This is a genomic window from Marivirga tractuosa, assembly GCF_042140215.1.
GTDB lineage: Bacteria > Bacteroidota > Bacteroidia > Cytophagales > Cyclobacteriaceae > Marivirga > Marivirga tractuosa_A.
This window is the reverse complement of the sequence record NZ_CP159478.1, coordinates 2,274,669-2,295,920: the sequence shown is the minus strand read 5'-3', so window position 1 is coordinate 2,295,920 and position 21,252 is coordinate 2,274,669. Positions and strand designations below refer to the sequence as shown.

General features: G+C 34.3%; 16 protein-coding genes. 2 read left to right on the top strand and 14 right to left on the bottom strand.

Annotation, left to right across the window (positions count from 1 at the left end; translation table 11 throughout):
- Positions 1-2: 2 nt before the first annotated feature.
- From ABWH96_RS10420 to ABWH96_RS10375, 10 genes are all read right to left on the bottom strand, one after another.
- The gene (locus ABWH96_RS10420) at positions 3-560 is read right to left on the bottom strand and encodes a 1-acyl-sn-glycerol-3-phosphate acyltransferase (protein ID WP_375581392.1); all 558 of its coding nucleotides are present in this window, start codon (positions 558-560) and stop codon (positions 3-5) included.
- A gap of 55 nt (positions 561-615) precedes the next feature.
- The gene (locus tag ABWH96_RS10415; RefSeq protein WP_375581391.1) at positions 616-813 is read right to left on the bottom strand and encodes a hypothetical protein; all 198 of its coding nucleotides are present in this window, start codon (positions 811-813) and stop codon (positions 616-618) included.
- Between the two features lie 388 nt (positions 814-1,201).
- On the bottom strand, positions 1,202-2,656 hold the full coding sequence (locus tag ABWH96_RS10410) for a sugar porter family MFS transporter (RefSeq protein WP_375581390.1): 1,455 nt from the start codon (positions 2,654-2,656) through the stop codon (positions 1,202-1,204).
- 114 nt (positions 2,657-2,770) lie between these two features.
- Positions 2,771-3,571 (bottom strand): family 16 glycosylhydrolase, encoded by an 801-nt coding sequence (locus tag ABWH96_RS10405; protein WP_375581389.1) that lies wholly within the window; start codon positions 3,569-3,571, stop codon positions 2,771-2,773.
- Positions 3,568-5,856: a beta-glucosidase BglX gene (gene bglX / locus ABWH96_RS10400; RefSeq protein WP_375581388.1), complete on the bottom strand. Its 2,289-nt coding sequence runs from the start codon at positions 5,854-5,856 to the stop codon at positions 3,568-3,570. The genes ABWH96_RS10405 and bglX overlap by 4 nt, the downstream gene beginning before the upstream one ends.
- Before the next feature lie 41 nt (positions 5,857-5,897).
- Positions 5,898-7,013, bottom strand: a complete 1,116-nt coding sequence (locus tag ABWH96_RS10395) for a family 16 glycosylhydrolase (protein WP_375581387.1) — start codon at positions 7,011-7,013, stop codon at positions 5,898-5,900.
- 9 nt (positions 7,014-7,022) lie between these two features.
- A complete protein-coding gene (locus ABWH96_RS10390) occupies positions 7,023-8,549 on the bottom strand; it encodes a PKD domain-containing protein (RefSeq protein WP_375581386.1) in 1,527 nt (508 codons plus the stop codon).
- Positions 8,550-8,579: 30 nt separating this feature from the next.
- Entirely contained in the window at positions 8,580-10,073 is a 1,494-nt protein-coding gene (locus ABWH96_RS10385; protein WP_375581385.1) for a RagB/SusD family nutrient uptake outer membrane protein, read from the bottom strand.
- Positions 10,074-10,085: 12 nt separating this feature from the next.
- On the bottom strand, positions 10,086-11,267 hold the full coding sequence (locus tag ABWH96_RS10380) for a TonB-dependent receptor domain-containing protein (protein WP_375581384.1): 1,182 nt from the start codon (positions 11,265-11,267) through the stop codon (positions 10,086-10,088).
- 86 nt (positions 11,268-11,353) lie between these two features.
- Positions 11,354-13,174 (bottom strand): SusC/RagA family TonB-linked outer membrane protein, encoded by a 1,821-nt coding sequence (locus tag ABWH96_RS10375; protein ID WP_375581383.1) that lies wholly within the window; start codon positions 13,172-13,174, stop codon positions 11,354-11,356.
- A gap of 292 nt (positions 13,175-13,466) precedes the next feature.
- Here ABWH96_RS10375 and ABWH96_RS10370 point away from each other — a divergent pair, with 292 nt between their 5' ends.
- On the top strand, positions 13,467-16,364 hold the full coding sequence (locus ABWH96_RS10370; protein WP_375581382.1) for a two-component regulator propeller domain-containing protein: 2,898 nt from the start codon (positions 13,467-13,469) through the stop codon (positions 16,362-16,364).
- Positions 16,365-16,421: 57 nt separating this feature from the next.
- On the opposite strand, the gene ABWH96_RS10365 is transcribed toward ABWH96_RS10370, so the two are convergent.
- From ABWH96_RS10365 to ABWH96_RS10350, 4 genes are all read right to left on the bottom strand, one after another.
- Positions 16,422-17,387 carry a deoxyhypusine synthase family protein gene (locus ABWH96_RS10365; protein WP_375581381.1) on the bottom strand — a complete coding sequence of 322 codons (966 nt, stop codon included), beginning with the start codon at positions 17,385-17,387 and terminating at the stop codon, positions 16,422-16,424.
- A 63-nt stretch (positions 17,388-17,450) separates the two neighbouring features.
- Entirely contained in the window at positions 17,451-18,089 is a 639-nt protein-coding gene (locus tag ABWH96_RS10360) for a TetR/AcrR family transcriptional regulator (RefSeq protein WP_375581380.1), read from the bottom strand.
- 9 nt (positions 18,090-18,098) lie between these two features.
- The gene (locus ABWH96_RS10355; RefSeq protein WP_375581379.1) at positions 18,099-19,688 is read right to left on the bottom strand and encodes an OmpA family protein; all 1,590 of its coding nucleotides are present in this window, start codon (positions 19,686-19,688) and stop codon (positions 18,099-18,101) included.
- A 359-nt stretch (positions 19,689-20,047) separates the two neighbouring features.
- Positions 20,048-20,308: a universal stress protein gene (locus tag ABWH96_RS10350; RefSeq protein ID WP_375581378.1), complete on the bottom strand. Its 261-nt coding sequence runs from the start codon at positions 20,306-20,308 to the stop codon at positions 20,048-20,050.
- An 86-nt stretch (positions 20,309-20,394) separates the two neighbouring features.
- Here ABWH96_RS10350 and ABWH96_RS10345 point away from each other — a divergent pair, with 86 nt between their 5' ends.
- Entirely contained in the window at positions 20,395-21,249 is an 855-nt protein-coding gene (locus ABWH96_RS10345) for a tyrosine-type recombinase/integrase (protein WP_375578887.1), read from the top strand.
- Positions 21,250-21,252: the final 3 nt, after the last annotated feature.

The following is a 21,252-nucleotide window of genomic DNA, read 5'->3' as shown; positions in this document are numbered from 1 at the left end:
GTTTAACGTATCCCCTTTTCTGGATATTTCCCTTTAATAGGTCTATAAAAATCTTTTATCTTTTCGATATTTTCATGCATGTCTCCTATTGCCTCAAAACTTGGGCCTACACCTGCAATTTTGTTTTCATAATCTAAATAACCACAAAGAATAGGAACTCCAGCTCCTTCTGCTATTCTGTAAAATCCTGTCTTCCAATCAGGTTGATAACTACGAGTGCCCTCAGGGGTTACTAAAATTACTAACTCTTCTCTTTCATTAAAAAGTTGAATCATAGCATCTGTCATAGATTGTTTTTTACCACCCTTGTGAGTACGATCAATGCCGATAGCACCTAATCCATTTAGAACCCATTTTAAAGGTCCTTTAAGTAATTCTTTTTTGACGGTAAAACGGACAGGGATTTTAAGGATATAAAATGCGGCTCTTGCCCAGACTAAATCCCAGTTTGAGGTATGAGGTGCAGCAATCATAACTGCTTTTTTGGTGTTCTCAGGGATTTTGGCAGAAACTTTCCAGCCTCCGATCCATAGTATAAAACGAGCAAAATAATAAGCCATATAGAACTACTATTAAATTGCTTCAAATATACTTAAGAAATATTGTTTTTAAATGTTAATTAGGGAAACTAACATAAAGAGTATTTCTCTTAGATTGGTAAACATCTGCTTCGGTAATATCAATAGATTTTTGGAAATCACTTGATTTTTGAGCTGACAATTGTGAATTGCCTTGCTTGTAATAGCTATTACTCAACACCAAACTTGATGCTACTGCTGTTAATAATAAAAATGTTGAAAAAAATCTTCTCATGCTTATAGATGTCCTATTGTCTCGTATTTAGTGACACAGTAATTATCTATAAGGTTGGTGTAATTTTTAAAATAAATTAAATACTTGAAAAAATTCTATTTAATGAATTAGCTAAAAATTTAATAAAACATAACTTAAAATTGATTTTACCTACATTATCTAGATGTTAACTTTAGGAAATAATTTTAAAGAATATTAGAAAAGTTAAAAATATTTTTTTTATAAAAAAGCCTGTCAACCATAATTTTATGACAAACTATGCTTGACAGGCTCTTAAATATCATCGATTCCGAAAATTAAGATTCGATTTTACCATATTTTTCAGCCCAAATTCCTTCTTAATCTTTAGACTTTTCCTTAGGAAAATAGAGTATTAAAAATAATTTGTTTAAGCTAATTTTTTATCATCTTCAAGTTGCTCCCGAGACATATCCTCTAAGGTTCTTCCTTTGGTTTCTTTAATAAAAAATTTGACAAAGAAGTAAGCTACGATTCCAAAGAATGCATATACTCCATAAGAAGCTCCCAATCCCATGTTTTTAAGCATTATTGGAAAGGACATTGTGATACCAAAGTTAGCTAACCATTGTGCTAAACCACATAAAGCTAAAGCAGCGCCTCTAAATTGATTAGGAAACATCTCACCAAGCATTACCCACATTACAGGCCCCCATGAAAATGCAAAAAACGCAATATAAGCATTAGCAGAAATCAAAGCATAGACTCCCACAGAATCTGAAAGGATCAGATTTCCATTTGTGTCTAAAGATGCTGTACTAAAAATATAAGCTAAAATACCTAGCATTACGGCTTGTCCAAGAGAACCTATTAATAATAAAGGTTTTCTACCCAACTTATCAACCAAAATAATAGCGATTATTGTAAAAAAGATATTAACAGAACCACTTATCACATTAGTCAATAAGGCATCAGCTTCGGTAAATCCAGCCGCTTTCCATAGTGTTGCACCATAATAGAAAATCACATTTATCCCCGTAAGTTGCTGTAATACAGCCAAACCTAGTCCTGCCCAAACTAATGGATGAACTTTTCCTGAGTACTTACTTATAATATCTTTTAACTTAGGCTTACTGTCTTCTCTTAATGTTGATTGAATATCCAATACCTTTGCAGCTGCTGCTTTAACATTGGATATTTTTGAAAGAACTTTATTCGCTAAATCTGATTTTCCAGCTGCCACTAGATATCTTGGTGATTCAGGAATAAAAAATAACACTATCAAAAATATTGATGCAGGAACAATTTCCATCCAAAACATCCATTGCCAGGTTTGAAAATCCCCCCACAAAACTTCAGAAGCACCTCCCGATAAACCAACTAACCAATAATTACTCATAAATGCAGCAAAAAGCCCTATTACGATCATTAATTGTTGAAGAGTTGCTAAACTACCTCTAATTTTTGCAGGTGCAATTTCACTTATATATGCTGGAGCTAGAATACTTGCAGCTCCTACAGCAAAACCTCCCAATAAGCGATATATCACAAATTCTATTGAGCCAGTAGACAAACCCGAACCTAATGCACTGATTATAAAAAGAAGAGCAGTAACAACCATCATTGGTTTTCTTCCATATTTATCTGCTAGCGTACCCGCAAAGAAAGCACCTATTGCACAACCTAATAAGACTGAAGCTACATTAAAACCAGTGGTTGCTGCATCTGAGTTAAAAGACAATTGAAGGGCATCTACTGTCCCATTAATAACGCCACTATCAAATCCGAAAAGGAAACCACCTATGGCCGCAACAGTAGCTAGAAAAATAACTTTAGGTAAATTATACTCTTCTTTTTCAATTTCTTTTGTATCGTTCTTTGACATTTTTCAATAGTAGTTTTAAGTGAAAAGCTATATTACCAAAAAAAATTGATGTAAAGACATCATTAGGCAGTAAATTTTATAGGTGGTTAAATTTTTCATTTTTTGGCGAACATATTATTTGGCAAAATCTGGCTTTTGAGCATATAATCTAACATAGTCTATCACGAACTCCTGAGGGAAGCTATCTTCATCAATACCATATTTACCGCCCCAGTTTCCACCTACAGCTAAATTTAAAATTAAATGAAATTTTGTACCAAATGGCCAACCAGCTTTTCCATCTCCATTTTTGTAAACTGCATGATATGGCACATTATCTACAAACCATTCGATTTTTTGATCCGTCCAATGGATGGCATAGGTATGAAAGTTTTCGTGAGCATCCTCTATCTGAACAGAATCCGACTTTTCTGTGCCCTTAGTATGATTATAACTTTCAGTGTGAATGGTGCCATAAACTGTCCCTGGATTATAGCCAACATATTCCATTATATCAATTTCGCCATCTCTAGGCCATTTCATATCTTTTTCCAATGAAGGTAACATCCAGATAGCTGGCCAGGAACCTCTGCCCTTTGGAAGTTTAGCTCTTACTTCTATATAGCCATATTTCCAGTCCTGCTTATCTTTAGTTGAGATTTTTGCTGAAGTATAATTTTTGTCCTCGTCTTTTAATGCCTTAATAATTAAGTTACCTCCTGCCTGACGGATGTTTTCAAGGTTTTTAGAATAAAACTGCTTTTCATTATTACCAAATCCACATAAGTCAGGACATCCATTCCCTTCTATAATGTTCCATTTTTCTGTATCTGGCAAGCCTTCTCCTTCAAATTCATCAGACCAGATTAAATTATCTTGTTTTGAATTGCATTGAACAAAAATTATAAGAAAACAAAGCAAATATAAATATCTCATTTTAGTACAAATTCTTTATGGTTGTTAACTGCAGAGTTTTTCCCTATAAAAACCTTGAAACCACCTTTCTCTAAAGATATTTCACCATTGGATTTGTAATAAGATAACATATCTTTTTCAATTGTAAACTTAACTTCAACAGATTGTCCTGATTTAATCATTATCTTTTTAAAAGCTTTTAAGGATTTCACCATTGGAGTCTCTTCAGCTACTAAATCTTGAATATAAAGTTGAACCACTTCTTGTCCATCCATATCACTTGTATTCTTAACTGAAACTGATGCTTCAATACTACCTGATTCTGTCATTGAATTATCTGATAATTCAATCTCTCCATATTCAAAAGAGGAGTAACTTAATCCATAACCAAATGGATAAAGTGGGGAATTATCAACATCCGTATGATGGCTATAAAAAACTTGACCAGGAGCTGTAGAAGGCCTCCCCGTAACCTTATGATTATAGTAAATTGGTAATTGTCCTACATGACGAGGAAAACTCATGGTCAATTTTCCAGAAGAATTATTTTTACCTATCAGCGTTTCGGCTATGGCTGTTCCAGCCCTTTGTCCTAAATGCCAAGCCTCTACTATGGCTGGTATATTTTCATCTTCCCAACTTAATTCCAATGGTCTGCCATTCATTAATACCAAGATAATATTAGGATTTATGGCATGTATTTCCTTCAATAGTTCTTTTTGTAAACCTGGTAAGCCAATATCAGCTCTACTTCTCCCCTCTCCTGACATATAAGCAGTTTCGCCTAGTGCCATAATAACTAAGTCTGAATTTTTAGCTAGATTCTTTGCTTTTTCAAAGCCTGATCGGTCTTCTTTATTTATCTCTTGCTCCTGGAAGAAGTTATTTGGACCTACAGACAATTCAACACCTTGAGCATATTTTAAATTGGTAGATTTAGGCAAAACATTTTCTAAACCTTCATAAAGTGAAACAGCAGAATTCTCAATTGCTTGAGCTCTCCAATTCCCCAAGGGGGTATCTTTATCCTTAGCTAAAGGACCTATAACAGCAATGTTTTTTATGTTTTTTAATGGTAATAAATTCTTGTCATTTTTCAATAAAACAATTGATTCTTTAGCTATTTTCTCAGCTAAATCATGATGGATCTGATTGCCAACAATTTCTTTTTCTCTATCTAAATCAGAATATTTATAAGGATCATCAAATAAACCTAAATCAAATTTTAATTGCAGTACATTTCTTACTGCTATATCTATTTTTGCTTCTTCAATTTCCCCTTCATTTATAAGTTCAGCTAGAAATTGAACGTAAGCAGTAGCCTCCATATCAATTTCACTTCCTGCCATAATAGCTTTCTTGGCAGCATCTTTTAAATCTGGGCTCACTCCGTGGTTCACTAATTCACCAATGGAATTCCAATCGGATACCACAACACCATCATAATTCCATTTATCTCTAAGAATATCTTGCAATAAATATTCATTGGCAGTGGCCGGAACTGCATTGATATCATTAAAAGCATTCATAAAACTCGCTGCATTTGCTTCAACAGCTGCTTTGAATGGAGGCAAAATATGATTGTGAAGAATATATTGATTGATATTAACTGAATTATAATCTTTTCCACTCTCAGCATATCCATAACCCGCAAAATGTTTGGCAGTTGCTGCTATTGATTTATTATGGGCTAAATCTTCTCCTTGAAAGCCATTAATTCTAGCTTTGGCTATTTCTGCTTGTAAATAAGGATCTTCCCCAGCACCTTCCATTACCCGGCCCCAACGAGCATCAACGGTTACGTCTATCATCGGTGCAAAAGTCCAATGTAAACCTGAAGCTGCGGCTTCTGCTCCGGCTGCCTGAGCAGTTTTCTGCATTAATTCCAAATTCCATGAACTGCTTTCTGCTAAAGGAACTGGGAACATTGTTTGATAACCATGAATTACATCATACGCAAATAATAAAGGAATACCTAGTCTGGATTTTTCCACTACCAATTCCTGCATTTTTCGAGTATCCTCAGCACCCAATAGATTGAGTACTGAACCGACTTGCCCAGAAATTAACTGTTGGTAGCGAACACTGTCCTGTCCATTTTTATTACTTGAACCAGTAAACTCACTGCCTAAACTATATTGATTTAATTGGCCTATTTTTTCTTCAAGCGTCATTAAGGCGAGTAATGAATCTACTCTTGAGTCCTTTTGACTTTTAGTGGATTTTCCTTCATCAGGATTTGAGCATGAAGTAAGAATAGCAAAGGCAAAAGAAACCCCTATTAATTTCTTAAGAAATATTGTCATGGTTATTAAAAGTTTTATGGTTGTAGGCTAATAAATTATGGTTATTGAAAAACTCTAATATAATCAATCCACATTTCTTGCGGAAATTCTGTAGAATCATCTGGATAACCTGGCCAATTACCACCTACAGCTACATTAAAAATAAAGAAAAACTCTTCTCTAAATTCATCGAGATGAGATGGGGTTGTATCAATAGACCCGTAGGGTTCATTATCAATTAACCATTGAATAGAATTTTCATCCCAAATAATGGAAAACACATGAAATTTCTCTGATAAAGTAGCATCAGATAAATCTTTACTATGACCGAAATTTGCATAACCCTCATTACTTTGCCAATGCACAGTTCCGTGAACAGTATTTTCCCTACCTTGACCACCAATCATTTCCATTATATCAATTTCACCGCAAAAAGGCCAACCAACGTCTCTAAAATTTGCGCCTAACATCCATAATGCAGGCCATATTCCTTGACCATAAGGCATCCGAGCTCTTATATCAACTCTTCCGTATTGAAATTCTTTTTTTCCTTCCGTGATAATTCTAGATGATGTATATTCCTGACCTTGAAAATTCTCTTTTTTAGCTTGAATAACTAAGAACCCATCTTCTAAACGAGTATTTTCTTCTCTGTAATATTGGGATTCATTGTTTCCCCATCCATTACTTCCTGTTCCAATTTCAAAAGTATAATCATCAGAAAGTTCGTCAGCCTCAAATTCATCTTGCCACACTAGTTCATAATCATCATATTCTAAAGGAGATTCATAACCGTCAAATGAAGGAGGGTCAATTGTTTCATCATCATCACCATCATCTTCAGGCAAAACTATGCTCACATCTTTGTTTTCAGATATAAAATCATCAGCTGTGGCATGAGCCTGAACTTTGATTTCATAATCACCTTCATTTTCATAAGTATATGATACTGAGTTATCCTGAGTTTCTTGATAATCATCATTCTCTCCAAAATAGTATCTATAAAAATTAACTAAGCTGGCTGAGGCCTCAATAGTAACTTTTTGAGGTTCATCATCAGACTGAATTACCTCAACTTGGAGATTCTCGGGTAACTTTACAAGCTCCTCACTAGAAGTATCCTCACAAGAAGTGAGGATACTAATAATGAAAAAACAAATTAAATTAAACTTAAACATAAACTAAATTTATTCAGCAGGAACTAAAAGGAAATTCCAAAAAGCACCGCCTACGTCAATTGTAATAAATAACTCTTGAGTTTCAGCATTATATGAATAAACATCATAGGTTACGGAACTACTCTCAGTAGGTGCTGCATCATATTCTCCGCCATTATATGCTTTAGGTAATGCAATAAATGCGCCTGTACCAGTTACAGTAATTTGGGCTGGGTTATCAGCATCCTCAAAAGCAGAAAATGTAAATTCATGAGTTGCAGAAGACCAAACTTCAGCAGGAGTACCATCTAATACACTGATATCATAGCAATCATCCTCTGTGTATTCATCGAATCCGTAATATGCCTCTCCAAAGAAATCTCCTTGGGCGTCATATTCATAAGTACCATCTTGATTGAAGATAAATAAATCATTAAATAGACATGGTCTGTCACCTGATATGTTATCTCCATTAGGGAAGAAGTTATCAGATCCAGCAGCATCACCTACTCCAAAAGCACCAGCTGATTCTTTCAATTTCCAACTTTTAGCTGCTTCTCCAGTTAATAATTCTGCCGTAAGACCTTCTCCTCCATTAAATTCAATATTTGGAGCTTCTTCATCTCCACCACCATCATCATCACCTGGATTTTCTCCATCAGAACTATCAAATCCTTCAGGTACTAGTCTAATATACCAAACTAAATCTGGATTTTCAGTATCCTCCATTTGTATAAACAACTCATTCTCTTCAATAGTCACAACTTTATAAGATCTTGTTCCAGTCCAATATCCGATAAATCCATCTGAACTTATCGTTAAAGTAGTATCTCCATCATCAGGTGCAGCCAAACTCCAAGACAAATCTTCAGAAGGAGTAAAAGGAGCAATAAAATCTGCCACCTCTGTTTCTTCAGCACCTGGGAAATCATCTTGATGTTCAGCATTTACATAAATATCTCCATTGGTTACCATATCGAATCCAAAACCTTCTAATGTAAAGGTATATCTATCATCATACATTCCTGCACCAGTTTTTTCTACTGCCTGTGCAGCATAATATTCTGGAAAGTCTCCGCTGTAGTCACCATTTTCAGGACTTGGCCCAACACCAAAATGGCCAGCTGAAGCTGAATCAACAGCCCAAGTTTTGGAACCTCCATTTTCAATACCACCTGTTAAAATGTTATAAAGTTCGTTATCCAAAAGTGTAGGATCAGTCTCTTCAATCTCAATTTCTTGAGTACTTGAGGCACTACCTCCATCATTAAAAACAGTTAATGTAACTTCATAAGTTCCTGCATTAGGATATGTTCCTGTTACAGATTGGTTTTCAGGAGCATCTTCTCCGTTACCTAAATCCCAAGCATATCTGTTAAAACCATCTACAGAAGCTGTAAACTCAAGTATATTATCGCTTTCAGCTGTAGCTTCAAATGTGAAGGCTGCATCTTCCTCAGTAGGAGGATCAACTAGTTCATTTTCCGGGTCTTCCTCGCAGCTCGCAAATATAAATAGGGCTGCGATAATCATAAATTTTCGAAATAAATTCTCCATAGTCATTAATTGTTTTGTTTTAAATTAAGATTAGTTATAGTTAGGGTTTTGTTTCCATGTTCCTCCAGATAGATCAATTTCAACTTGCGGTAATGGGAAAAGCTCGTTTTTACCTTCTTCAAAGCCATCAATTTGATTTGCGGCTCTTCCTGTACGAACTAAATCCCAAAATCTATAGCCTTCACCTGAAAGTTCAAGCCTTCTTTCATTCCAGATAGCTTGGGTCAAAGCTTGACCACTCACTGAAACCTCTGGCATGTTTACTCTTGTTCTAACTTGATTTAAGTAGTTTAATGCAGTAGCATCATTAGCACCTGCTTTCCTATTGTGGGCTTCTGCTGCCATTAAGTAAACATCAGCTAGTCGAATTACTCTATAGTTCACAGGACTAGTTAGATCATTATCTGGCAAGCCTAATTCTGCATCACGTTTTATGTATTTATTATTATAGTAACCGGTGTGACCTCCCCCACCGACAGCATAAGAGATATCTTGTGAATTTGGTTGTTCTGCAATGAATGCATCAAGGTCTAATACCGTACCATTTCGTCTTATATCATTTGCGTCATAGGAATCATATAGTGATTGAGTAGGTAAATTATAACTGTTTCCGTCATTGTAAACAGGCCCATCATACTGTCTTATTCCATTAAAACCTACAGCGGCATTTCCTTCTAAACAAACTAAACAATCATATGAACCACCTTCCAAACCTGAATATTGAATTTCAAAAACTGATTCTGAATTACCTTCCTCAGCTACACTAAATAAATCTGCATAATCCTCTGAGGTTGAAAAGGTTTGCAATGAATAAGGACCTTCATTGATAACCCTATCTAAAACTGTAGCAGCTTCGGTGAATTTATCCTGATACAAATATGCTTTTCCCAACAAGGCCAATGCAGCACCCTTCGTAACGCGTCCCTTTTGGGGGTTTGTCCATTCTAATACTTCAAAAGCGGATTGTAAATCGCTTTCAATCTGAGCATATACATCAGCTGCTGGATCTCTATCAATTGAAGTGGCTTCCTCAATTCCAATTCTTCTATCAATAATCAGAGGAACATCACCAAAGAACTTTACCAATTCAAAATAGTAGTATGCTCTCAAGAAATGAGCTTCTGCTAAAATAGTTTCTTTCCCTTCAAAATCAGTTTTATCTCTGTTTTCAAAAATATAATTTGTACGAGTAATACCGGCATAATTATATCTTAGAACACTTCTTAACTCTTCATTTACTCCACCGTGCGTCATACTTTCAATCTCATGAAGACCTCTAGTATCATTTACACTTTCACCACCTGCTATTGCATTATCTGATGCAATTTCACCAATCCATTGAGTTAAATATGAAGTCTGAAGCAAATCATATGCTCCTACTAATGCTCTTTCATAATCTTCTTGAGTATTGAAAAATGATTCAGCATCTTGAGTATATAAAGGATCAATTTCTAATTGATTATCACATGCAAGGCCTAAAAAAATCAGGCTTATTAACATATATCGATTAAGTATTTTTTTCATGACTTTTATTAATTAAAAATTTAATGAAACACCTCCCATAATCACCCTTGCTTGGGGATAAATACCATTATCTATACCAGCTGCAAATGGTGAAGGCGATCCAACATCAGGATCAAATCCCATGTATTTAGTGATAGTGAGTAAATTATTTGCGGACAGATAAATTCTGAAATTTGAAATTTTTGCAGGTTCTGTCCATTTCTCAGGAAAAGTATAACCCAATTGTAGGTTTCTAAGCCTTGCGAATGAACCATCTTCTACAAAAAAATCAGAAAACACAGTATTTTGAGAAAGACCAGTAGTTACTCTGGGTACCTCATTGGTACTTCCAGGCTGTGTCCATCTGTCAAGAACATAAGACAATTGATTAGCGAAAGGCTGTTGTCTTTCATAGTTTCTTATAATTTCCTGACCTAAAGCAGCGAACAGATTTGCTGAAAGATCAAATCCTTTAAATGAAGCTGAAAGGTTTAATCCCATTGTAAAATCAGGAAGAGGACTTCCAATTTGAGTTTTATCTGTATCCCCACCAAAATCTATAACATCATCCCCATTTTGATCTATAAATTTCAAATCCCCAGGCTGAGCATTTCTTTGTTCAGCTGCTGCATTTATTTCTTCCTGTGATTGGAAAATACCATCGGTTTCATACCCAATAAAATAACCAATAGGAAACCCAGGTTCTAATCGAGTAGCGATTGCACCACCTACCCCAAAACCAGCCCCATTTTGAAAATCAAGGCCATCAGGTACACTAAGCACCTCGTTTTTTAGATAAGTAACATTGTAACCGACATTAAATTGAAACCCAGATGAAAGTTTTTTTCCATAATCAATTTCAAATTCAACTCCAGTATTTCTAACATCACCTCCATTTATTATTGGAGGTTGTCCAGCCGCTCCGTAAGTACCCAAAATTGCAGGTGCTGGAGGTTGGAATAATAAATCACGTGTATCTTTTATAAAATAGTTTGTGCTTATGTCAACCGCATCAAAAAGACTTAAATCAAGACCAATATTGGTTTGTTGGGTGGTCTCCCATTTTAAATCTGGATTAGCAGCTCTACCTATAGCGGCACCATTTACTAAAATATCATCAAAACCATAAACACCTTCTCCATCTAGTAATCCCCTATAACCAAATGGTAATATTTTATCATTACCCACTACACCAAAGCTGGTTCTAAGTTTCATGAAGTCGATAAAGGGCAAATTGTAGAAATCCTCATCCGATAAAACCCATGCACCTGAAATTGAACCGAAATAACCTATCCTGTTATTCAGCCAAACCTAGTAGAGCCATCTCTTCTTAATATTCCTGATATTAGATATCGCTTCTGATAATCATACTCAGCACGTAAAAATTGTGAACTAATTCTTTGAAAACCCTGATCGGAGCCAACATTATTTAAATAGCCATTTGCAGCTAAATTCGTTTTAATATCAGCCAGTTCTAGATCATTATTTGGAATATTAAAAGCAGTTCCATTTAGTCCGCTAAAAGATTCTTCATTATAAGAAATCCCAAAGGTTCCTTTAACGGTATGGATATCATTGAATTTTCTTTCGTAATTAATAAACCCTTCTAATATATAATCCAAATATGTTGTCCGTGATTCTGTTACACTTGCACCTCTTTCCAATTCTATACCACCTTCTTCTTCACCTACTTGAACAATAACTGGATCTAAATTTGCATTAGCAGCGGTATTTGCAAATTTTCCAGGGCCATACCATACCAATGGATTAAACCCTTTAAAATCTACAATTGAATAGTTATAACCAACTCTACCATTTATGGTGAGATGTTCGTTAATGTCATAAGCCAATTCTTGTTTACCCGTAATTTTGTTAACTAAAGTTTCATTATATGAATTCTCCATTTGAGCTAATGGATTAATAATATCTGATACTTCTTCCAAATAAGAGTATCTACCATCAGTCCTCACTGCTTCTGTAGGATAGGCATTGATAGTATTAAATAATACAGAACCTATTCCATTTTCAGGAAGCCCACTACTGATCTCATGTGTAAATAAGAGTACATTTGTTAACCTTAGATTATCAGATAAATCAGTTGTGAAATTTAACCTACCGTTATATCGCTCGAAGTTTGCTTTATCTCCTCCTACTATTCCTTGTTGACCGAAATAGGATGCACCAATATTGTAAGTTGAATTTTCAGTACCTCCAGTTAAGGATAAATTATAATTCTGTATAGGTGCCTCTCCAAAAACTTCATCTTGCCAATTTGTCCCTTCTCCCAATTGAGTGTTGGCAAATGGTAGGGATTGTCCATTTGCTGAAAAAGCTTCATTTTTAATTACAGCAAACTCTCTAGCATTTAATAAATCTAACTTTCTTGCCGTTTGTTGAATTCCATAATAACTATCAAAACTTAAAGTAGGCTTATTATTCTTTTTACCTTGTTTAGTTTCAATTAGTACTACTCCATTCGCAGCCCTTACACCATAAATACCTGCTGTAGCATCCTTAAGTATATTAACTGACTCGATATCATTAGGATTAAGTGCATTTAAACCTGCTTGATCATAAATAACTCCATCTACTAAAATTAAAGGGTTATTATCACCATTTGTAGAAATACCTCTAATTCGAATATTTGAAGTTCCACCAGGCGAACCAGAGTTTGTTGAAATATTAACACCAGAAACAGCTCCTTGCAAGGCTTGATCTAATCTAGGAACTTTTCTTTCCGCTATTTTCTCAGCATTTACTTTTGAAGTTGCTCCAGTAAGTTCCTTTTTGGTAGAAGTTCCGTATCCTACTACAACTACTTCACTTAAAGAACCAAAATCAGGTTCCATTTTTAAATTGATAGTAGATCTCCCATTGACATTTTCCTCAACACTGGTATAACCAATAAAGCTAAATTTTAATACAGCATCATTGCTTACAGATAATTTATAATTACCATCTAAATCAGTAGTGGTTCCAGAGGAAGTTCCTACAATCATTATATTAACACCAGGAAGAGGCTCATCATTTTCATCAGTTATCTTTCCAGATAAATTGCTCTCCTGTGCGATACTTACAAAGCTGAATATAAATAGTACAGCCAAGGTTAAAATGTGCTTCATTGTCATTTAGTTTTCATTAATTAAATGTTTCCAAAGCTTTCCGTTAAAAGCCTGAACCAAATGACCATTATTTTAAATGTTAACCAAATTTTAACAATACATCATAAATACATCAACTCCTATATTTGGATATCTCAAAAACTCATCATATCAGTTGAAAAATATGCCTATTTTGAATATAATAAGCATTTTTAAAGAATTGGAAATAGCAGTTTTTTACTACACTATTTTTACCATTAATACTACAATATTATCTTATTTTACTAAATTGTGATTAATTAATAATTAGGAAATGAAAGCATTAATCATAATATATTTTACTTTAATCCCCCTTATTCTCCTTCCAAAATTTAGCTCTGGGCAAAACTTGGGCTATCCCTTTTATAAGTACTTTTCTAGCCAAGATTATCAAGGCGGAATTCAAAATTGGAAAATTACTCAAAGCCAGGATGGTTTACTGTATGTAGCCAATAATTTTGGCTTACTTGAGTTTGACGGAACAAGTTGGAATAAATACTCCTTGGAAAGCGGTACTAAATGCCGTGATGTTTTTGTAGATACAGATGGTAAGATTTATATAGCTGCTCAAGGTGATTTTGGTTATTACATTCCTGATGAGCTTGGCAAATTAACATTTGTAAGTCTGGCTGACAGTATTAAAAGTGAAAAAAGAGATTTTGATGAAGCCTGGAGGGTTTTTAAACAGAATGATAGGTTACTGTTCTGCACTTTTGATGATATATTCATATTTAATGAAAAAGGAAAACTGCTTGATATAGTTGATCCTGAGAATGATCCTGATAATTTTTTCTTAGTAAACCATCAACTTTACCTCAACCAGGGTGGACAAGGATTATCTATCATGGAAAATGGGAGTGTAAAAAAGACTGAAATTGGTGACTTTTTTAAAAACATGAACATTAGTGGCATTCTGGAAGTCAATAATAATCAACTTCTAATTAGTACTTTAAAAAACGGGATTTTTCTTAAAAATGGACGTTCCATTTCTAAATGGAATTCGAAAAATCAAAATATATTTAAAGCCTCGATTATTAATCAGATGATCAGGCTAAAAAATGGAGGAATAGCTATAGGGACTCAAAATGAAGGGCTGTACATCCTAAATATAAGGGGAGAAATAGAAATGCAGCTGAATAAAGGCAGAGGTATTGAAAACAGAACAGTACTTTCATTATATGAGGATATTCAAGGTAATCTATGGCTAGGCCATAATAATGGAATATCATCTGTTGCCCTAAATTCACCTTTTCAACATCTTAATGAACAAACAGGATTACCAGGAACAGGATATGATGCATTACTTTTAAGAGATACATTGTATTTAGGCACTAATAACGGGCTATATTTTAAAAACATTACTTTCGAAAATTCGACCTTTCAAAAGGTCAAAAACACATCAGGACAGGTTTATAACATCGAGCAAGTTCATAATACCATAGTAATGGGTCATCACTCAGGTACTTTTAAAATAGAAGATGGTGAGGCCGAAATTATGGCCAATATTCCAGGTACATGGACATTTATTGACTTAAATAAGCATCCAAAATATGTATTACAAGGAAATTATAAAGGATTATCCTTACTTGAAAAATCAAATGATGGACTAAAATTTCTCCATCAAATTGAGGGCTTCGAGGAATCTTCTCGGGTGATGGAGGAAGATGAGAATGGAGATATTTGGATGACCCATGGTTATAAAGGTGTCTATAAAATCACATTATCAGAAGATTTAAAATCTGTAGAAGTAAAATACTATGGAAAAGATGAAGGCTTGCCATCAAATGTTTTAATCAATGTTTGGAGATTAAATAACAATTTAATTTTCTCAACTGAAAGAGGTTTGTATGAATATAGTGAAAAGGAGGATCGTTTTATTAAATCCTCATTTTTATCTGATTACTTTCAAAAAGACGAGCAATTTGTAAGCTTTGCTGAAGATGCGCTTGGAAATATTTATTTCGTAAGCACAAATGAAACTGGAGTATTAGAGAAAAGCACAAATGGCAATTACAAAAAACATACTGCTGTTTTTAATCAATTAAGAAACGTGTTAAATGATGACCTTCACAATATTTCTACATTAGAAGCCAATAAAGTCTTATTTGCAGCAAAAGAAGGTTTTATTCATTTTGACAATGCTATTCCAAAATTACAAGACATCAATTTTGATGTAATATTCACAAAAGTGAGTATTTTAAACTCAACAGATTCGATCATAACCTATGGGAGACAAATGGATGGTGAAAAAGTGACCTTTAACCAGCTTAACACAGAAATTGAAATCCCATTTAAAGAAAATTCAATCCGAATTGAATATAGTGCTCCCTACATGAATGGGCAATTTGAAAATGAATATCAATTTTGGTTGGAAAATAATGAATATGGATATAGTAATTGGTCTATTAGAACTGCTAAAGAATACACCAATTTAAAAGAGGGCACCTATATTTTCCATGTAAGGGCAAAAAATATCCATGGTCAATTAAGTAATGTTGCAACATTTGAATTTACCATTTTACCACCATGGTATCGTACAAATTGGGCTTATGGAGCTTACATCCTTATTGGATTAGTTTCATCCGTTTTAATCTTTCTATTTTTTGAGCTACGCTATAAAAAGAAAACTGAAATTATTACAGAAGAAAAAGAAAAAGAAATCACAAGAATTGATAGTGAGCTAAAAACCTCGGAACAAAAACTAGAGCACTTAAAAAATGAAAAGCTGAAATCAGAAATAAAATTAAAGAACAAAGAATTAGCTACTTCTACTATGCACCTGATTAATAAAAACAGCTTTATTAACAGTATCAAATCTAACCTAAATAATATTTCTAAGAGAAGTAAAAATCAAGAAGTAAAGCATGAAATCAGCAGAGTAATCCAAAATATTGATAAAAATATATCAGCTGATAATGATTGGGAACATTTTTCAATTCATTTTGATCAGGTTCATGGAGATTTTATTACAAGATGGCAAAAGGATTATCCAGATTTAAGTCCTCAGGAAATGAAATTAAGTGCTTATTTAAGAATGAACCTAAGCACTAAGGAAATTGCTCACCTTTTGAATATTTCGGTGAGGGGTGTCGAAATAGCACGCTACAGGTTACGGAAAAAGCTTGAACTAGAACGTAGTGATAATTTACAGGAATTTATATTGAAGTATTAAAGAAGCCTGCATAAAGATAATTATGCAGGCTTTATTCTCCTATTTTATAAAATCTTTTTACTGCCCTAAAACAATTGCAAAAATCAATGGTGCCACTATAGTAGCATCGGATTCCACAATGAATTTAGGTGTATCGATATCTAATTTACCCCAAGTGATTTTCTCATTTGGCACAGCCCCTGAATAAGAACCATAACTAGTGGTAGAATCTGAAATTTGACAGAAATAGCTCCAAAAAGGAACATCAGTGTACTCCAAATCTTGATAAAGCATTGGGACAACGCATATAGGGAAATCTCCCGCTATACCCCCTCCTATTTGAAAGAAACCAACGCCTTCAGTTCCTGCATTTTCCTTATACCAATCCGCCAAGAAAGTCATGTATTCAATTCCTGATTTCATGGTGGAAGGCTTCAGCTCTCCTTTCACACAATAGCTAGCAAAAATATTACCCATTGTGCTATCTTCCCATCCTGGAACGATGATAGGCAAGTTCTTTTCAGCAGCTGCTAGCATCCAACTGTTTTTAGGATCAATTTCATAGTATTGCTCCAATACACCTGATCGGATCAACTTATACATGAATTCATGTGGGAAATATCGTTCTCCCTTTTCTTCAGCATCTTTCCAAATTTCAAAGATGTGCTGTTGTAATCTTCGGAAAGCTTCATCTTCTGGGATACAGGTATCTGTAACTCTATTTAAGCCCTTTTCTAATAAATCCCATTCTTGTTGCGGGGTTAAATCTCTATAATTTGGAACCCTTTTATAGTGACTATGTGCCACAAGATTCATTAAATCCTCTTCTAAATTAGCGCCTGTACAGCTTATAATTTGCACCTTATCCTGACGTATCATTTCGGCAAATGATATGCCCAATTCTGCTGTAGACATTGCCCCAGCTAATGACACTAACATTTTTTTACCTGATTCTACATGGCTTTTATAAGCTTCAGCAGCATCAATAAGTGCAGCAGCATTAAAATGACGATAGTTATGTTTTAAAAATTCTGTAATTTTCATATTTAATTATTTGCTGTAAAAATAATCAAAATTGATGAAGAGCTATGAATTATAATGGATAATTCAAAAAGTTTCCAATACAGCGGTAATATTCTTTTTTAGAGTAGCCTTTACAGGGGTTTGCTTCATTTTAGCTACCAAAATAGATCCATAAGTTGTGGTTAACAGCATGCTTACTAAATCAGTAACATCTGAACTTTTAGTAATCTCAGTTTGAAATATAGCTTCAAGCATATACTTTTCTAACAACTTATCAAAGGCTAGAACTTCCATTTGATCCACTCCTTCCAACTTTGGAAATAGAAGTTGCTTTTCAGCTTTTTTTATACTAATTGGTTTCAATACCAAAGGAGAAATTGCATGATACTTAATTAAATGCAGAATAACAGAATGATAATTTTCGCATAAATCACCGTATCTGTCAAAAATAAATTTTACTGCTTTAAGTCCTTTGATTTCATGCTTTTGCATTTCAATACTAAGCTCAAAGGCCCATACTCTCATAAAATATAATAGAATATCTTCTTTTTGAGGGAAGTATCGGAAGAATGTGACTTTTGAGATGCCTGCTCTTTCACATAAGTCTGTTACATGTATATCTTGGAAGTTTTGCTGGCGCAACATAGTTTTGGCGATAGATAATATCAGTAATTTTAATTTAGCTGATTTTCTTTCCCTTAAACTAGTCCCCTCAGTACCCATTTATCTTTATTAAATTTTGATGATGGTAAATTCAACTCTGCGGTTCAGTTTTCTCGTAGCCTCTGATTTATTACTTGCAATTGGCCTTGCTCCACCATAGCCTTTACTTTCCAATCTCTTGGAATCAACACCCTTTTCAACCAAATATTCTTTAATTCTATCAGAACGCTCTTGTGATAATTCTATATTTAATTTTGCGCTTCCTGTATTATCAGTATGGCCAGAAAGCTCAATTTCAATAGTTGGATTCTTTTTCAGCATGGTGTAAACTCTGTCTAATTCTTCGAAAGAACCGTCTAAAATTTCAGCAGTTCCTCTTCTAAATAAAACACTTTTAAGCTGAATGGTAGTACCTTCTTCTAAACTCAAAAGCTCCAATCTGATCTTATCGTTATTGCTTATGGTATCGGTTTTAATAGTTTTTAAATCATCAATATAACCTTCAACAGAAATATCTACAGTATAAATAGAATCTTTAAAAAGTTTTGTTTTATAAGAGGAATTTTTACCCATTACTATTTCCGAATAAGAGCTCTTACTCATTTCATTCACTCCTTTAATAAGCATTTGAGGTTTTAGTGCATTTCCTGTAAATCCATCAACTACTTCAAACTGAACTTGAATTTTCTCCCTTAAAGGTTGTTTCTCCTTACTACTGCTATTATTTAATGCTAATACTGATTGAGAAGAGGCCGTCATGCTTTTTTCAACTTCAGGCTCAATTTCAACTTCTTCAGGAGTAACGGTTTGCATTATGTTGCCCAATCCAACACTATTAACTGTATTCACCATCAATGCATTTTCTCCATCATTGATTAAGTTGAAATACCAATCAGCCCCTTCAGAATTTATGTTTTCCAAATTAGTTACCTCTGACCATGTGGTCCAGGTAGCATCTAATCTCTTTGAATAAAAAATATCTCGACTCCCTTTACCACCTCTACCATTGGAGCTAAAGAATAATGTTTTATTATCAGCGGCTAAATAAGGAGTTAGTTCCTGTGCTTCGGTATTGATATCAACGCCTAAATTTCTTAATTCTGTCCATTCATCAATTGATTTTCTAAAAGTATAATAGATATCCTCATTTCCTCTCGAACTAAAACTTTCTAAACTCAGAACCATAATTTTACCATCTTTACTTAGACTTCCGGAAAGATGCTCTGACTTATTTTTATAATATGGAATATCTATCGGCTGAGGCTCGCTCCAGTTATCACCAATTTTTCGGGAATAGGAAATCCCTCCTTTTCGTGGACTTTTATAATTACCAACTACATACATTATAAAATCATCGGGAGTAATTCCAATAACTGCATTGAAATTCAGATTATTCACTGGCCCTCTTAACCTTTGAGCTTTTGTCCATTCACCATTTACTTTTTTACTATACCATATATCTCCCTTGTCTTTTTCACCACCGGCATTTTCTGGATGATTCTTTTTTGTGAAATACAATGTATTCTCATCAGCTGAAAGTACTGGCGAAATATCATCATATATGCTTTCTAAAGAATCTATGATAAATGGTTTATCTTGACCATTACTCATGGAGCCTATAAAAAATAACAATATGAAAAATATCACCCTTAATCGCATTCCTTCATAATTTATAATGATACAATTTAAAGTAAATCATTAAATGTTACAATTATCAATTATCTTAAATCTTACCTCTATATTCATTGTAAAATTTAATAAAAATAACAATAGTATTGAAAAACTTAAATGCTAATCTAATACATTTTTTACTAAAATCAACTTAAAGTTATAAAATAATTAAAGATACCTTTTATCTTGTTTATCAGACACTTATGATAAAATAAATTTACTAATTTTAAAATCTGATCAAAATTATTAAAATCAAGGAATCTAAAACCAAGAGGTTCAAATAATCAAATTCATGAAAAAGCTGTACATGATTCAATTATAATTAGCTTTCTTAATTAAATCATGAATTATTCTTTTTCATGATAAATTAAAAGTGGATGAGTGCTTAGGTAGGTAATTTCTGTAGATACGCTACTCCCTATAAGTTTCTCAAAGAAATTTCTTTTTCGTTTCAGCAAGACCAATAGATCGCCTTGCTGTTCATTCACAAACTCCTCTATACCACTGCTAATGTCCTTTTTATATTCTTTTAAATAGTAACTTATTTTATCATAACCCAGAAAGCTAGATAATTCAGTTTTAAACTTTTCATAGCTTTTTGCACTCATCACATTGTTGAACTAAACCGTTTCTTCCTGGAAACGGTAAAATGAGGTATGATTAAATTGTAATGGTAAACAAACAAGTTACCATTATGAAAACTCAAACAAAAAGCAATGCCTTAGAGCATCTCAAAAGAGAGCTGGAATTCCGGAATTACAGTTTTCGCACAGTAAACACCTATTGTTCACTGATGTCCCACATGGCCAAAGTGAGCAGTTTACCGCTCGAGACCATCACCCTTTCACAGTTTAAAGACTACCTTCACAAGGTAGTGATAGAAAAAGGCCTGTCAGCCTCTACTGTGAACCAGTACATCAGTGCATTTAAAATAGTGCAGACCGATGTTTTGGGAAGGGAGTGGGAAGATTTTAAGATTAGACGTCCTAGAAAATCTAAAAGGCTTCCGATCGTCCTCTCCATTGAGGAAATGGAAAGGCTGATCAACGTGAACCGCAACTTAAAACATAAGGCTATTATTATGTTGGCCTATTCATCAGGCTTGCGGAGAAATGAGCTTTTGAACCTGCTGCCTAATCATATCGACTCTCAAAGAATGCAGGTTCGGGTCATGCAGGGTAAAGGCAAGAAAGACCGTTACACATTACTCTCACGCAAGACACTTGAGGTACTGCGTATTTATTATAAATTTGCACGTCCCGAGAAGTACCTGTTTGAACCTCAAAACAGCAAAGGGAAGCCTCTGTCAGAAACCACTCTGGCTAAAATCGTAAAGAACAAGCTCGAACTTGCCGGTATTAAAAAAGCGGTGTCCTTCCATACCCTGCGCCACACTTTTGCCACACACCTGTTGGAGCAAGGCGTGAACTTACGGCTGATACAGCAATTTATGGGGCATACCTCGCTAAAGACCACTACGGCCTACCTGCATCTTACTAAGCTAGACCCAGCTAGTGTTTGCTCCCCTCTAGACAATATGAAAGTTTAAAAA